The sequence below is a fragment of the Kiritimatiellaceae bacterium genome (assembly GCA_013141415.1).
GTDB lineage: Bacteria > Verrucomicrobiota > Kiritimatiellia > Kiritimatiellales > Tichowtungiaceae > Tichowtungia.
In genome coordinates this window covers 68,181-82,461 of record JABFQY010000007.1, presented here as the reverse complement: position 1 = coordinate 82,461, position 14,281 = coordinate 68,181, and the positions used below count along the sequence as shown (strand labels likewise).

General features: G+C 54.0%; 14 protein-coding genes and 1 tRNA gene. 7 read left to right on the top strand and 8 right to left on the bottom strand.

Annotated features, from left to right (window positions below):
• Positions 1 to 159: 159 nt before the first annotated feature.
• Positions 160 to 1,623, bottom strand: a complete 1,464-nt coding sequence (gene lysS, locus HOO88_09920) for a lysine--tRNA ligase (GenBank protein NOU37069.1) — start codon at positions 1,621 to 1,623, stop codon at positions 160 to 162.
• A 183-nt stretch (positions 1,624 to 1,806) separates the two neighbouring features.
• Here lysS and HOO88_09915 point away from each other — a divergent pair, with 183 nt between their 5' ends.
• Both HOO88_09915 and HOO88_09910 read left to right on the top strand, forming a co-directional pair.
• Positions 1,807 to 2,469, top strand: coding sequence for a hypothetical protein (locus tag HOO88_09915; protein NOU37068.1), 663 nt, complete (start codon positions 1,807 to 1,809; stop codon positions 2,467 to 2,469).
• Between the two features lie 136 nt (positions 2,470 to 2,605).
• Positions 2,606 to 2,678, top strand: a tRNA-Lys gene (locus tag HOO88_09910).
• 16 nt (positions 2,679 to 2,694) lie between these two features.
• Here HOO88_09910 and HOO88_09905 read toward each other — a convergent pair.
• Positions 2,695 to 3,132, bottom strand: a complete 438-nt coding sequence (locus HOO88_09905; protein NOU37067.1) for a dUTP diphosphatase — start codon at positions 3,130 to 3,132, stop codon at positions 2,695 to 2,697.
• 92 nt (positions 3,133 to 3,224) lie between these two features.
• Between HOO88_09905 and purN the strand changes: the two genes are divergently transcribed.
• From purN to HOO88_09885, 4 genes are all read left to right on the top strand, one after another.
• Positions 3,225 to 3,836, top strand: a complete 612-nt coding sequence (purN, locus tag HOO88_09900) for a phosphoribosylglycinamide formyltransferase (protein NOU37066.1) — start codon at positions 3,225 to 3,227, stop codon at positions 3,834 to 3,836.
• Between the two features lie 75 nt (positions 3,837 to 3,911).
• Complete coding sequence (locus HOO88_09895) at positions 3,912 to 4,784, top strand: ATP phosphoribosyltransferase (GenBank protein ID NOU37065.1); 873 nt, start codon at positions 3,912 to 3,914, stop codon at positions 4,782 to 4,784.
• A 21-nt stretch (positions 4,785 to 4,805) separates the two neighbouring features.
• A complete protein-coding gene (locus tag HOO88_09890) occupies positions 4,806 to 4,895 on the top strand; it encodes an AURKAIP1/COX24 domain-containing protein (protein ID NOU37064.1) in 90 nt (29 codons plus the stop codon).
• A 25-nt stretch (positions 4,896 to 4,920) separates the two neighbouring features.
• Complete coding sequence (locus HOO88_09885; protein ID NOU37063.1) at positions 4,921 to 6,948, top strand: tetratricopeptide repeat protein; 2,028 nt, start codon at positions 4,921 to 4,923, stop codon at positions 6,946 to 6,948.
• On the opposite strand, the gene HOO88_09880 is transcribed toward HOO88_09885, so the two are convergent.
• From HOO88_09880 to HOO88_09860, 5 genes are all read right to left on the bottom strand, one after another.
• Entirely contained in the window at positions 6,887 to 7,810 is a 924-nt protein-coding gene (locus tag HOO88_09880) for a methionyl-tRNA formyltransferase (GenBank protein ID NOU37062.1), read from the bottom strand. The genes HOO88_09885 and HOO88_09880 overlap by 62 nt on opposite strands.
• Positions 7,811 to 7,822: 12 nt before the next feature.
• The gene (locus HOO88_09875) at positions 7,823 to 9,619 is read right to left on the bottom strand and encodes a hypothetical protein (protein NOU37061.1); all 1,797 of its coding nucleotides are present in this window, start codon (positions 9,617 to 9,619) and stop codon (positions 7,823 to 7,825) included.
• 69 nt (positions 9,620 to 9,688) lie between these two features.
• Positions 9,689 to 11,047 (bottom strand): sigma-54-dependent Fis family transcriptional regulator, encoded by a 1,359-nt coding sequence (locus tag HOO88_09870; protein NOU37060.1) that lies wholly within the window; start codon positions 11,045 to 11,047, stop codon positions 9,689 to 9,691.
• 3 nt (positions 11,048 to 11,050) lie between these two features.
• Positions 11,051 to 12,226, bottom strand: a complete 1,176-nt coding sequence (locus HOO88_09865; GenBank protein NOU37059.1) for a PAS domain-containing protein — start codon at positions 12,224 to 12,226, stop codon at positions 11,051 to 11,053.
• Positions 12,227 to 12,345: 119 nt separating this feature from the next.
• Positions 12,346 to 13,116 carry an RNA methyltransferase gene (locus tag HOO88_09860; protein NOU37058.1) on the bottom strand — a complete coding sequence of 257 codons (771 nt, stop codon included), beginning with the start codon at positions 13,114 to 13,116 and terminating at the stop codon, positions 12,346 to 12,348.
• A gap of 92 nt (positions 13,117 to 13,208) precedes the next feature.
• Here HOO88_09860 and HOO88_09855 point away from each other — a divergent pair, with 92 nt between their 5' ends.
• On the top strand, positions 13,209 to 13,919 hold the full coding sequence (locus tag HOO88_09855) for a hypothetical protein (protein ID NOU37057.1): 711 nt from the start codon (positions 13,209 to 13,211) through the stop codon (positions 13,917 to 13,919).
• 49 nt (positions 13,920 to 13,968) lie between these two features.
• Here the strand turns inward: HOO88_09855 and HOO88_09850 are convergent, their stop codons facing one another.
• Positions 13,969 to 14,247, bottom strand: coding sequence for a Dabb family protein (locus HOO88_09850; GenBank protein ID NOU37056.1), 279 nt, complete (start codon positions 14,245 to 14,247; stop codon positions 13,969 to 13,971).
• Positions 14,248 to 14,281 lie beyond the last annotated feature (34 nt).

Here is a 14,281-nt window from a genome sequence, read left to right as displayed (position 1 = left end):
TTGTTCGTTCAGTCGAAATGAACGCACTTTTAAATCAGCCGGACAGTCTTTTGAAACAGAGAAAGGAATGGATTATAAGCAGAAGCGGTTGACAGACTCCATAGAAGGCCCGGTCCCCGACCGGGCGATATCACAAGCGGCAGGGATGCCGCTTCCACATTATTCCGGTTTTTCTTCGTCGCCCTGCCCGGCACGCTTGCGCGGCTTGAGCTGGGGGAAAAGAATAACGTCGCGGATGGCGTCGGAGCCGGTCAGAAGCATCATGAGCCGGTCGATACCGATGCCCATTCCGCCGGTCGGCGGCATGCCGGTTTCGAGCGCGTCGAGGAAATCGTCGTCGATTTTCGCCGGATCACCTGCGGCCTGTTCTTCAAAGCGGCGGCGCTGTTCGAGTGAGTCATTCAGTTCGCTGTAGGCCGGAGCCAGTTCTTTTCCGCCGACAATCAGTTCGAAAACATCCACCAGCGACGGATCGTCGGCACACGGCTTGGCCAGCGGAACGAGGAAGGCTGGAAGACGGGTAACAAACGTCGGCTGAATCAGCGTGCCTTCGATATTCTTCTCATAAATCTCGTGCGTGACGGCGGCGAAATCGACGCCCGGCTCGACGAATACGCCGAGTTCGTCGGCTTTGGCGCGCGCCTGATCGACCGATTTTTCAAACCAGTCGGCGCCGAGGCGTTCCTTGATCAGGTCGCGGTAGGCGATTTCTTTCCACGGCGTGGAAAGGTTAATCAGATTGCCCATCCATTCAACTTCCATTCGGCCGAAAATTTTCTGCGCCAGATGGGTGACGAGGCTCTGCACCAGTTCCTGCATCGAGCGCATATCGCCGTAGGCTTCGTAGATTTCGAGCGCTGTGAATTCCGGATTATGCGTCCGGTCGAGTCCTTCGTTACGGAAGTTGCGGTTCATCTCGAACACTTTGTCCATGCCGCCGACAATCAGCCGCTTGAGGTAAAGCTCCGGAGCGATACGGAAAAACATGTCGGTGCCGAGCGCGTTGTAGCGCGTCTTAAACGGCGATGCCGCCGCGCCGCCGGCGATCTGCTGAATCATCGGTGTTTCGACTTCGTTGTAGCCGCGCGCCGCGAGGAAGGCGCGGATTTCACTCAGCACCGCTGTGCGCTTTTTGAACAGCGCCATGACTTCGTCGTTCGAGATCAGATCAAGTTCGCGCTGACGGTAGCGGGTTTCGACATCCTGCAGGCCGTGGAATTTTTCCGGCAAAGGAATCAGCGATTTGCAAAGGAGTTTCCATTCGGTAATGCGGACGGTTTTTTCGCCGGTCTGGGTAATGAACAGTTCGCCGGTGACGCCGATGATGTCGCCGAGGTCGAGCAGTTTGAAGGCATCGAATATCGTCTCGCCGATCAAATCCTTTTTAACCATCAGCTGGAACTTGGCCGAGCCGTCGGAAAGATGGGCGAACGCCATCTTACCCATTTTGCGTATGGCGACGATCCGTCCGCAGGCGCTAACGGTTTTGCCTTCTTCGAACGAGGCGGTGAGTTCAGCCAGTGTGCCGGTGCGGTTGAAAGCGGAACCGAAAGCCGGATAACCGGCGGCTTCAAGCTGTTTCATATTTTCAATGCGCTGACGGCGGTATTCGTTATCCTGCATAAAATCTCCTCTGAAAAGTGGCGCATCTTAGCGGTGAAAGGCCCGGCGTGCAAGCGGCAGGGTTCTTAAACATTGGCGGATAAACATACCGGCGGTCGTACCCTAAAATTTTTTAATGCCCTGTTGCTTTTTATTGAGACCCGGCCTACGGTTGAGGCGAAATTTCAGCTGAAAGGATATTCTATGAAGCGTTATTTGATGATCGTTTTCTTATTCATCGGCGGCGCTCTTGCCGCATCCGGCGAAGAATCGTCCGGGGCAAAACAAACTTCATCAACCAACGGTGTTTCCAATCTGGAAACCAATGCGGTTTTAAGCTCCGTGACGAATGCGATGCCGCACATGACGTCCAATGAACTTGCGCGCCTGCAGAAGAAACTGTCTGGCACCGTAAGACTGGGAACAATTCAAAGCGACACGGTTCGCGACGATAAAGATAAAAAGATCGAGCTCTTCAAGTTTAATACTTATCAGGACAAACGTGATGACGTAACTTTAACTGTGCGCGTGACGATTGAGCTGACGGACAAGGCCGGTCAGACCTGTTTTGCTCAAATCAGCCGTACTCAGGCATCGCCAAGGGAAACTGAGTACACCGGCGAGGATAACTGGGAATTCAGAATCCCCCACGGTAAAATGGAGCGCCCCAAGGTAACCGCCTATGCCGTTCAATACGGTATTTTGCAGGATGGCGTTCTCACCCCAGTGGTCGAACAGCTGTATAAAGTGAAGAGCGTTGACGAGATTACCAGCCGGGTTTCCTGCCGGAATGATGCAGGACAATCCTTTTACTATTACTGGTACGTGGATGATGACGGAAACACGGTATCTACAACTCAAAATTAGTTCAGAACCGTTCCGTTACGAAAAACCGCCCTTAACCCGGGCGGTTTTTTTTGTATTTTGAAACTGTTAAAATTTAAACAGATTGGCTTTTGACAAGCCCTGTTGTCTGCACTACTTTATGCGCTCCGTTTTTTAAGGGCCGGTAGCTCAGTTGGTAGAGCATTTGACTTTTAATCAAAGGGTCCCGGGTTCGAGCCCCGGCCGGCTCACTCTTTTAAACGGTTCTCAAGCCCCCGTACTTCCGAACCCGCCCGTGCCGCGGGTCGTTTCCGAAAGATCTTCCACCAGTTCATAGTGAATCGGAGAACTGTCGGTTGCCACCAGCTGAAACAGACGTTGTCCTTTTTCCGCAGTAAAAGGCTCGGTTTTGATGTGATCGCACATCGCCATGATTTCACCGCGGTATCCGCCGTCAATCAGTCCGATCGAATTGGACATGCGCAGCGGCGTTTTCGAAATGCTGGAGCGGGGAAAGAGATAATAGGCACGGCCATCCTCCGGCTCGCAGGAGACTCCCAGCTTGATCGGCTTGGTTTCGCCGGGAGCAAATGTGATGTCCTCCAGAACATATAAATCTAATCCCGCGTCGCCATCATGAAAATGACCGTGGTTGCGGTAAAATTCGCGGGCGGTCTCATTGTGCGGTTTAATAAAAAGCTTCATCGTTTTCCTTTCTGTCGATTACGGATTGGACAGGGGATTAAAATCCGGTTTATCCTCCGAATCCAGTCAAAACGGGAAAAGGAACTTACCAAATGCTGAATCTGGCTATTTTCGGATCGGGGTCAGGCTCCAACTATCAGGCGATAGCCGAGGCCATCGCCGCCGGACGCCTTGATGCCCGCATCGCCTGCGTCATCTCCGACATCCAAGACGCAACCATCCTTGAACGGGCCCGCAAACTGGGACATCCCGCCGTCTATCTCGACTGTGCACCGTTTAAAACCAAACTCGACGGCGACGCTGAACAGCACGCCATTGAACTTATACGGCAGCACGGCGGCGACTTTATCGCCCTCGCCGGATTCATGCGCATCATAAAACCCGGCCTGCTGAACGCTTTCGCCGGACGCATTATCAACATTCACCCTTCCCTGCTGCCGAATTTCCCCGGCCTCGAAGCCGGACGGCAGGCGCTTGAAGCCGGCGCCAAAGAAACCGGGTGTACCGTCCATTTTGTCGACGGCGGCATCGACACCGGCCCGATTATCGTTCAGCGCAAGGTACCGGTTCTGCCCGACGACACCGTCGAAAGTCTAATGACCCGTATTCACGCTCAGGAACACATCGCCTACCCCGAGGCGCTTCAAAAAATCGCTAAGCGCCCGGTCAGCCGACCGATTATTCAGAATTTAGAAAAAGGGTAAATAACGGTGGACGGGTAAAAAGGTTTTCCGTATAGTCCGACGCTCTTGTTTAGAAAAGGAAGAAACCTAGAGAATATGAACAAACTGATTATAGGATTACCGAAGGGGAGTCTGCAGGACTCCACCTACGCGCTGTTTGCGAAAGCCGGATTCAACATCTCAGGCAACTCGCGTTCCTATTTTCCTTCCATCGACGACAAAGAGATTGAACTCCGCCTGCTCCGCCCGCAGGAAATGAGCCGCTATGTAGAACTGGGTATGCTGGACGCCGGCATCGCAGGTCTGGACTGGATCGAAGCCAACGGTTCCGACGTGCAGGATGTTTGCAGTCTGGTTTATTCCAAGCAAACTAAACGCCCGGTTCGCTGGGTTCTGGCTGTTCCTGAAAACTCCCCGATTAAATCCGTCAAGGATCTCGAAGGTAAACGAATCGCCACCGAAGGTGTCGGTATCGTCGAACGCTGGCTGGCGAAAAACGGCGTAAAGGCTACGGTGGAATTTTCCTGGGGCGCCACGGAAGTGAAAGTCCCCGATTTCGCCGATGCGATTGTCGATATCACTGAGACCGGCTCCTCGCTACGCGCACACAACCTGCGCATTGTGGACACCCTGATGGAGTCCTATACCAAATTTTTTGCCAATAAGTCCGCCTGGGCTGACAGTTGGAAACGTTCCAAACTTGAAAAAATCGCCCTTCTGCTGACGGCGGCACTAAATGCCGCCGATAAGGTTTTGCTCAAGATGAACGTGAATGAAAAAAATCTCTCTCAGGTTAAAAAACTGCTGCCGGCGCTCCATGCTCCGACAGTCAGCAGTCTCTCCGACGACGGCTGGTATGCCGTTGAAACGGTAGTGGATGAATCGGTGGTTAGAGAAATCATTCCCGAACTCAAAGCCGCCGGTGCCGAGGGGATTATTGAGATCGGCTTAAATAAAGTTGTAGCATAAGCGCACAAAGGAAACAGATACATGGGTACCATCAAGAAATGGCGTAAGACCAAAATGTCGAAACACAAACGGCGCAAACGCCGTCGTGAAGTCCGGCATAAAAAGAAATAATTTCTCTCTGAAAAGAGGGGTTGTCATGCGCATCTCCCGCAAAGTCCGGATTTCCGAAGCCCTGCTGGCCGGTGTCCTGCTCTTTGTCGGCGGGTGCGCGTCTCCTTCAAAGCCTCAGCTGAGCGTAAACACGCAGGCTGGGGCTTTGTCTCATTTCAGCCTCGGATTGCTGGCGGAAGCCGGCGGCGACTCGATGGCGGCTCTTGAACATCTTCAGACGGCTATCCGGCTGGATCCGAATGAAGAAAAGCTTTACGCCCCCGCCGTAGCACTCGCTCTCAAACTCGGAGAAACAAATAATGCCGTCCGGCTGGCCCGTGATCTGGCAAAAAACCATCCCGGTGCAAGCGATCCGCAGCTGTTGCTGGCCCGTGTTTACACCTTGACCGGAAAACCGGATCAAGCGGAAGCCCTGTTCCGGAAAATACGATCCGATTTTCCTGAAGACCATGAACCTCCGGTATTCCTTGCGCAGTTCTACTTTTTGCAGAACCGGCGGACGGAAGCAATGGAAACACTGCGTTCCGCGTCCGTGACGCAAAAAGAGAACGCCGAGTTGTTCCATCTACTGGGAACACTTTGCGTTGATCGGGCCCGTGAACTCGGCGACACACCGGAGGCGCGGGCTGCCGTTCAGGAGGGCGTCGGCTTCTTTCAGCAATCTCTACGGATTGCTCCTTTAAATTCTTCCCGCTGGCAGCAGCTCGGGTTCGCACAGCTGGCTGTTAAACAACTGAGCGATGCACAAAATTCTTTTCAGGAAGCCCGCCGCTATGCGCCCGCCGACCTGCCTCTGGCACGCCAGCTGTTCGATCTGCTGATTCAGACCGGCAAATACGATGAGGCGATGGAGGCTTATGAAAAATTGGCTGCGGAAACCGGAACCGAACCGGAACTGTGGCTTCAATATCTTGCCGAAAAAATGCCTGAGCAGGAGCGCGTCCGGCTGGCGGAACGCCTTGAAGCACATATCCGCGAACAGTCGCCGGCACCTGTTTTCTATTACGCTCAGCTCGGGTCGCTCTATATCGGCGCAAAAAAAAATCAGGAAGCCAAAACGGTTCTGCTGGAGGCACTCGGACATTATCCCAATGACAACCGCCTGCGCACCGTGCTGGGTTATCTGCATCTGCAGCAGGAACACTATAGCGAAGCCTACACAGCGCTTGAACAGGTGCGCACGGAATCTCCCGAAGCCGAATGGTCGAATAATCCGTTTTTTCTTTTCAACTTTCTAGCCGCCGCACAAAAGAGCGATCATCTTGAAGAAGCGGCCCGGACACTGGCCGTAACATACACGAACAATCCGGCTATCCTGAATCAGTACATGCTTTCGCTGCTGAGCGGTCGGCCTCCGGCATCCACGGAAAGTACGATCGCTCTGCTGAATGCTTTCCGCACATTGAACCCCGATGCGTCTGAGGTGCTCTACTACCTGATGCTGTTACAAGCTGAGAAAAAGGAATACACGAAGGCCATCGAAACAGCGCAACAGTTTGAATCGGTCGCGCAGAAAAGCGGTAGCACCAACCTGCTCGGCGAGCAGTTCTATTATCAGTATGCTTCACTGTATGAACGAACCGGCCAGCTTGAAACCGCTGAGAAGCTGTTCCTCAAGGTGATTGAACGGGGCGAAAAAACAACTACAGCGGCAGCCCAGAACTATATTGCCTACATGTGGGCCGAGCGCGGAGAAAAACTGGATGCAGGGTTGGCGCTGGTTAGAAAGGCACTGATAACGTATCCCGAAAACGGAGCCTTTCTTGATACGCTGGGCTGGATTTACTACATGCAGGGCCGCTACGCCGAAGCGCTGAAAGAGCTGCAGAAAGCCAGCGTCCTTGTGGAGGATGATCCTTCCGTTTGGGAACATCTGGGCGATACCTGCCAGAAACTCGGCCGTCGCGATGCGGCGGTTGCCTACTGGAAAAAGGCGCTGGAAATCAAACCCGCTGATCCGGATCTGCTCAAGCGGCTTGAAGCCAGCGGCATCAAGTCAGACGAGAGCCTGCCGCCAGCGGATAGCCCCGCAGATACGACGCTCCGTCCATAACGCGCTTTCCGGACGGCAATACCTCAAGAAGCCGCAAAGCCCCCTCGCCCGTCGCAATCAACGGTCCGGCTCCCGAAACGTCGAGAACTTCGCCGGGCGATCCGTTTTGTCTTTCGACAGACGCTTTCAGAACCTTCAGATTCTGTCCGTCAGGCAGTACGCAGAAACAGCCGGGCCACGGAGTAAATCCTCGAATCCGGTTGCGCAGAGTTTCAGCAGGCAGTGTCCAGTCAAGCCGTCCATCGTCTTTGGTCAGTTTGCAAACTTCTGTAGCAGCATCATCGTCCTGCGGAATCCGCCGAACCGTTCCGGTCCTGATCTGCTCAACGGCCTGCATGAGCAGTTCGGCGCCCGCTGCGGCCAGCACCGGCTCTAACGTTTCTGATGTGTCATTCGGGCCGATCGGCAGTTCACGTTGCAGGATGATATCGCCGGCATCCATTTTTTCACTCACATAAAGAATGGTGACGCCGGTGATCGTATCACCGTTCGCCACGGTCCATTGAATCGGCGATGATCCGCGGTATTTCGGAAGCAGTGATGGATGAAAATTGATTGCTCCCTGTGCCGGGGCCGATAGCACCGACGACGGAATGTACTGGCCGTAGGCCACCACCACAAAAAGATCGGCATTCAGGGCCGTCAGTTCCGGCAGACTGTCTTTAACTTTTTCCGGCGAAAGCACCGTCAGGCCGCGCTCCTGCGCAAGAACCTTGACGGGACATGGCGTCATTTTCTGTTTGCGGCCAGCCGGACGGTCCGGCTGGGTGACAACGGCAACCACATCGTCTTTTGCGCTGTTAAGCAGTGTTTCCAGTAAAGGAAACCCGATCGGAGCCGAACCAAAGAATACGATGCGCATGGTGCCGCTCCATTATTTGCTTTTCTGCTCGCCGCCATCGGGAGGTCGAACCTGATCCGCGCCCCACCGAACGCTGTCGGTCAGAAAGAGCTGATCCTGCTTGTTGAGGGCAAACCCCTGCTTCAGCGGAAAGTCCGGAGGAAGGCGGCCCATGGTGATCGGCAGCCATGTTTTTTCAGATCCTTCGAGCAGCGATGAAACAAAAGGCCGGTCTTTGGTGAGCGTGGTGATGTAAAGTCCGCTGATGTATTTGCGGTAGTCGTTGATTTCATAATAATCGTCGAGCGTCTTCGGCAAAAGAATTGACGTGCGCTTTCCGTACCATGCCGTTGCCCACGGCATGTCGGTGCACATGATCTCATTGGGTTTAAGCAGCTCGCTCACACGCATAACAAACGGAGCATAGTATGGCGGGTATGGAAGACCCGGTGCCGGAGAAAGAAAAATTGTGACCAGTAGCGGGAGTGCAGTCAGCCCGATCACCAGCGTGGTCAGTCCGACTTTGTAGAGCTGGATGCTCAAATCAAGGCGATCGAGCAGAATCGAGAAAAAGGCCAGACCGTAGAGAATCACAAACGGCCAGAAAATGTGATAGAGCCGGAGCGTTTCCTTATCAAAGAAACCGGCGCCGATAAAAAAGAGAACCATTGACAGCCCGATCCCCCAGCGCAGGTTGTGCACAGGCACTCGCACAAAGCGGTAGAAAAACGTCACCATGAAAAAGGCGATCAGCAGTCCGCCGCCCATAGAGGTGAATCCGTTTTCGTAGAGTTCGGCAAAGTTTTTAGACCACTTGGCTTTCGCCATGCCAAAGTCAGACATCAGGTTGAATGTCGGCTTCAGCGTCCGCACCAGCGAATCTTCGGGGTACGCCGCCGAACCGATCAGTGCCGTGTGGGCCGCCAGACCGAACGGTGATCCGGAAAGCTGATAGTTCCGCAACAGCCATGGCGATACGATCAGGAACACCAGTGATATGTAAAAGAAGGCCAGATGTCCGCCGCGCTGTGTCTTTGACCCCATCATCCAAACAAACAGTGTCAGTCCGGGAACCACGGCGACCGCCGCATAATGCGTCAAAAAAGAGGCGGCGGAAAAAAGAATCGAGAGACTGAAAAGCAGCATCCAGTTCCAGAGCGGCTTCCGTTCACGCCGGTGAATCATGGATAAAAGAGCGAAGTAGCTCGAGCCAAGAACAAAAAACACAAGGATCGGAATCCCGGTCCCTTGAATGCTGTCCTGCCAGACCACCGCGCTCAGAAAATAAGTCAGCACACTCAACAGTCCGATCCTGTGAGAAAAAAGTTTCCGCCCTAACAGGTAAAGAAACAGACCTGACAGCGCAGTAAAAAGATGGTGCAGAGGCACAATAACCCACTGCTCCGCAGGATAGATGCGCATTCCCTGAAATGCTGTGCTGGCCGGGAATAGATCAACGCCGACCAGTTTGAAAAATTTAAAATTCGCCGCCAGAAGCGCCGGATAGAGCGGCGGTTTAAAGAGTTCAGGATGGCGGTCAATTCGCGCATCGCCGTCAAAGCTGTGAGCAGAAACCTGCGCAATCGTCACCGGACGGATGCACTGTGTAATGTAGCGGTTGGACTGGGCCAGATTCCGCCCCAGCTGTGCATAATCCATGGCCGCTTCGGTATCAAAGCCGCGAAACTGGCGGGCTGTAAAAATGATGATCAACCCAACAACAAAAAGGCAGAAAAGAGTCGTGCGGATAATCTTCAGACCCAAGCCCGCATCGACACTGTAAACAAGATCCTGCAGGGTCGATTCAAAGGGTTGCTGTTGTTTTGCCATAGTGTTCTCCCTCTCAGGTAAAAAGTGTTCAAAGCATCCTTGAACACTTCTGGTTCTTCAATCTTAAACTCATTCAACTTCGGTAAAGCCGTACTCCGTAATCTTACGGTGCAATGTGCGCCGGCTGATGCCCAGTTTTTCGGCGGCCCTCGTACGGTTTCCCCCCGCCTCTTTCAGTGCCTGCTGAATGGCCTTTTTTTCCAGATCCTCCAGCGAACCGCCCGCCACCTGTACCGTTCCGCCGGAAACACCCGTTTCGCGGATATGCGCCGGAAGGTCGCGCACACTAATCCGCTGCGAACGGGACAGCACGACCATCTGCTCAACCACATTACGCAGTTCGCGCACATTGCCCGGCCAGCGGTAGGCCATTAATAAATCGAGGGTATCCGGAGAAAAGCCTTCAATCGTGCGTCCGTTTTCGCGGTTGAAAACGTCCAGATAATGTTTCAGCAACAGCGGAATATCGCTCCTGCGCTCACGCAACGCCGGCAAATGAATCACCACCACATAAAGGCGGTAATAGAGATCCTCGCGGAATTTTCCATCCGCCACCATCTTCTTGAGATCCCGGTTCGTCGCCGCAATCAGCCGCGTATCCACATCAATCGATTCCTGCCCGCCGACGCGCTCAAAGCGCCGTTCTTCCAGTGCGCGCAAAATTTTCACCTGAACACTGGCATCCACTTCGCCGATTTCGTCCAGAAACAGCGAGCCGCCATCCGCCAGTTCAAACCGCCCTTTACGGCGTTCCGCCGCGCCGGTGAAAGCGCCCTTTTCGTGACCGAACAATTCACTTTCCAGCAGCGTCGAGGAAAGCGCCGCGCAATGTACCGGCACGAAAGCTCCATTTTTACGCGGACTCAGCCGGTGAATCGCTTTGGCAATCAGTTCCTTGCCGGTTCCGCTTTCGCCCTGAATCAGCACGGTCGCCCGCGACACCGCCACCTGCCGCACGGTGTCAAACACCTGCTGCATCTCCGGCGAATTGCCGATGATGTTTTCCATTCCGAATTTGCTGTCCAGCTGTTCGTGAAGCTGACGGTTTTCCGTCTCCGCACTGCGTGAACGCAGGACGCGTTGCAAAACCATTTCCAGCTGTTCCAGATTCACCGGCTTCGTCAGGAAGTCGGTCGCGCCGTGACGCATCGCATCCACGGCCGTCTCAATATTTCCGTAGGCGGTCAGCAAAATACAAATCAACTGCGGCGAACCGGCCAGCGCGCGCTGCATCAGCGTCATCCCGTCCATGCCGGGCATCCGCAGATCGCTCAGCATCACATCCACCGGTTTTTCGCTCAGAATATTCAACGCGGCCGTGCCGCTCTCCGCCACCAGCACGTCGTACGAACGGCGCAACGCCCGCGCCAGCCCTTCGCGAGTGTTCTTTTCGTCATCTACAATTAAAACTACCGGCTTCGCATTCATTCCTTAATTTTCCTTCTTCGGAGCTTCCAAAAGCGACATCCGCACATCGTCGCGCGGAAAATGCAGCGTGAAAGCCGTGCCGCGTTCCGGCGTGCTGCAAATTTCAATCTCGCCGCCGTGGTCGCGCAGAATCCGTTGTACAATCATCAGACCAAGCCCCGAACCGGTCGCCTTGGTTGTGTGATAGGCTTCATAAATCGCGCCGAGATTTTCCGGCGTAATACCCGGCCCGTTATCGGCAAAGCAGAGGCTCACGAAACGCGGCGATACGTCGATGCCGATCTTCAAAATGCCGCCATCGTCCATGGCTTGAATCGCGTTCTTGATGAGATTAAAAAACGCCTGTTTCACCTGTGTTTCGTCGGCCGGAACCGACGGAATATGCTCCGGTTGCGCGCGCTCCACAAGAATACGGCGGTTTCCGATCTCGTGCTTCATCAGTTCCAGCGTTTCGTCCAGCAATCGTTCCATCTGCACCGGCTTGCGGTCGGGCAGTGACGGACGGATCGCCCGCAAAAACTGCGTAATGATCCGGTCGAGGCGATGGACTTCACGTTTTGAAACCTCGACCAGCTCCTTCAGACTCTCGCGCACTTCGAAATTATCCAGCTCCGCCAGCTCGCGTTCCATCAGTTGCAAATGGATCGTCACCGCGTTGAGAGGATTACCGATTTCGTGCGCCACGCCCGCTGCCAGCAACGTCAGTGCTTTCAGCCGCTCCGACTCAATCGATTCGGCGGTCGTCGCCCGTTCGCGGGTCACGTCGCGAAAAATCACCACCGCACCCTGCTCCTTCATTTCCACCGCCGAAAGCGGCACTACATAAAACTCAACGAAACGGTGATCCGGATAAGTCACTTCGATTTCGCGGCGAACCAGCTTTTCCCACTCGTCGCCGTCCAGACTGAGCACCTTTTCCCAGTCGATGTCGCGGATGTACCGGGAAATCGGCTGGTTCTCGGCGGCTTCGAGCTTAAAGCCGAACAACGCTTCCGCCGTCCGGTTGGCGTAGCGAATTCGTGCGCCGCGCCCGACAACGACAATCCCTTCCTGAATCGCCTGAAAGATGGTTTCCAGCAACCCCTTTTCGCGCGCCAGATGCAAAAACTGAGTCTGAACGCTGTCAGCATCCATCCGGTCGAGACGATCAATCAATTTGTCCAAAAACTTTGATTTCACAGGGAAACTCTCCGTTAAACAGGGACAATTTGTACCATACAGCCGCAGAATTTCAAACGCTTAAGCGCGCCAGAATGGCTTAACTGATTTTCCAAGCTGCCGACATAAGCCAGCCGTTTCTATTTACTACGCTGGCGAACGACCTCATAGAGAAGAATCGCTGCGGCAACGGAGACATTCAGCGAATCGTTTTTCCCAAGCATTGGAATGCTCACGTTTAAACCGGCTACCGTTTTCCACTGATCGGAAAGTCCTTTGTCTTCCGCGCCGACAACAATCGCGACCGGCCCGGTCAGTTCGACATCTGTATAAACCGTTTTGGCATCCGGAACCGCCGAAAGAACTTTGACGCCTTTCTCTTCCAGAAACGAAATCGTCTCTTCCGAAGTTGCCTCGGCGACCGGCAGATAAAACAGCGTGCCGATGCTGGCGCGAATCACATTCGGATTATTCAGATCGGTCGCTGAGTCACACACGATCACCGCATCCGCTCCGGCACCGTCGGCAGTACGCAGCAGCGCACCGAGATTCCCCGGCTTCTCCAGTCCTTCGGCGACAAGGATCAGCGGATTCTTCGGCAGCTTCAGATCGGCAAGCGTCTTTCCGACCAGCGGGCCGACCGCCAGCACGCCGTCCGGACCTTCGCGGTAGGATATTTTTTCAAATACCGCGCGGGAGCACTGGAAATATCCCGCGTCTCCCGGTTTCTCGGCGCCCAGTTCAGGACAGAACCACAATTCAACCGGCTGCCATCCGTTTTCAATCGCCCGTGAAACTTCGCGAGCCCCTTCAATCACTGTCAGCCCCTCCGCGCGCCGCACCGAGGCTTTGCGCTGAAGTTTAATGATTCGCTTTACGCGTTCGTTCTGCAGACTGGTTATCGTTTCCATTGCGAAGAATCATTACCCAACCCGGATGCAAAAGGCAACGATCCGGCTGATCGTTCTTTTCTTTTCAAGTAAACCGCCCTACTCTGGCCGCCATGAAACCGCAGATATTATTTCTGATTCCATCCCTGCTCATTGGCGTTTCTCACGCCGAAACCGGAACGCCGAAAGACATTCGGGAAGCCGGGCGAATTCGCATCGACGGCAATCTGGATGACTGGAAACAAATTAAGTGGACGCCGCTGACCCAGACTCTGGACGGTAATCCGGAAAATATTTCCAATGCACAGTGGGCCCTCCGGTGGAACGATGACGGTTTCCTTTACATTGCCGTTCGCTACGATGATTCCAGCTTGCTTCTGCATGACAGCTACGTCGGATCCAACGCGCAGGACTGCATCGAACTCTTCATACGCGGCGACACCGGCAGTCAGCCGAACGACTATTCAAAACTTCAAAACAGCGCACAGCACTACATCTTCGGCCTGGCAAAAAACAAAACCGCCGCGTGGAAGAAGCTGGCAAACGTCAATCCGTTCCCGATGCACAATCCGGCGTCCGTCGCTATTACGCTGAGCGGAAAGACACTTACCTATGAAATCATGGTTCCGCTTTACGACAAATTCGACGCCTCATCCAGACGGCATTCAAAAATGACGGAGGTCGCGCCGGAATTTGAAGTAGGCGTTGACATCGCCATCGTCGATGTCGGCGCAAACGGCTATGCAGGCAGAAAATCTGAAAACACGATGCCGGACAAAGAATGCAACGCTGACCGGATCGCCGAACACACGCTGGGGGAATAATTAATGTAGGACAGGCTTCCAGCCTGTCCAGACAGGCAAGATGCCTGTCCTACGCTAAATAATCGCAAACGACCCGGCCCGCCACGAGCGGCTTTACAAATCCAACAACCGCCTGATGGTCGGGATGCATCTGATAGACAATCAGATCATCTTCGGAAGCGAACTCGGAATAGAGCGACATCGTGCCGTTATCAGGATCGATCCCGACTTCGATTTTTCGAAGCGCGGAAATTTTTCCAGCCAGCGCTTCCAGCCGGTTTTTCATTTCCGTTTTCTGTTCCGCCGCCGTCTCCGGCTTCATCGTCCAAATAACGATATGCTTTATCATCTCAACTCCCAACGTAGGATAGGCTTCCAGCCTG

What these genes read in the sequence shown, in the direction of transcription:
- lysS (NOU37069.1), bottom strand. Translation starts at nt 1,623, where the DNA reads ATGCAGGATAACGAATACCGCCGTCAGCGCATTGAAAATATGAAACAG.
- HOO88_09915 (NOU37068.1), top strand. Translation starts at nt 1,807, where the DNA reads ATGAAGCGTTATTTGATGATCGTTTTCTTATTCATCGGCGGCGCTCTT.
- HOO88_09905 (NOU37067.1), bottom strand. Translation starts at nt 3,132, where the DNA reads ATGAAGCTTTTTATTAAACCGCACAATGAGACCGCCCGCGAATTTTAC.
- purN (NOU37066.1), top strand. Translation starts at nt 3,225, where the DNA reads ATGCTGAATCTGGCTATTTTCGGATCGGGGTCAGGCTCCAACTATCAG.
- HOO88_09895 (NOU37065.1), top strand. Translation starts at nt 3,912, where the DNA reads ATGAACAAACTGATTATAGGATTACCGAAGGGGAGTCTGCAGGACTCC.
- HOO88_09890 (NOU37064.1), top strand. Translation starts at nt 4,806, where the DNA reads ATGGGTACCATCAAGAAATGGCGTAAGACCAAAATGTCGAAACACAAA.
- HOO88_09885 (NOU37063.1), top strand. Translation starts at nt 4,921, where the DNA reads ATGCGCATCTCCCGCAAAGTCCGGATTTCCGAAGCCCTGCTGGCCGGT.
- HOO88_09880 (NOU37062.1), bottom strand. Translation starts at nt 7,810, where the DNA reads ATGCGCATCGTATTCTTTGGTTCGGCTCCGATCGGGTTTCCTTTACTG.
- HOO88_09875 (NOU37061.1), bottom strand. Translation starts at nt 9,619, where the DNA reads ATGGCAAAACAACAGCAACCCTTTGAATCGACCCTGCAGGATCTTGTT.
- HOO88_09870 (NOU37060.1), bottom strand. Translation starts at nt 11,047, where the DNA reads ATGAATGCGAAGCCGGTAGTTTTAATTGTAGATGACGAAAAGAACACT.
- HOO88_09860 (NOU37058.1), bottom strand. Translation starts at nt 13,116, where the DNA reads ATGGAAACGATAACCAGTCTGCAGAACGAACGCGTAAAGCGAATCATT.
- HOO88_09855 (NOU37057.1), top strand. Translation starts at nt 13,209, where the DNA reads ATGAAACCGCAGATATTATTTCTGATTCCATCCCTGCTCATTGGCGTT.
- HOO88_09850 (NOU37056.1), bottom strand. Translation starts at nt 14,247, where the DNA reads ATGATAAAGCATATCGTTATTTGGACGATGAAGCCGGAGACGGCGGCG.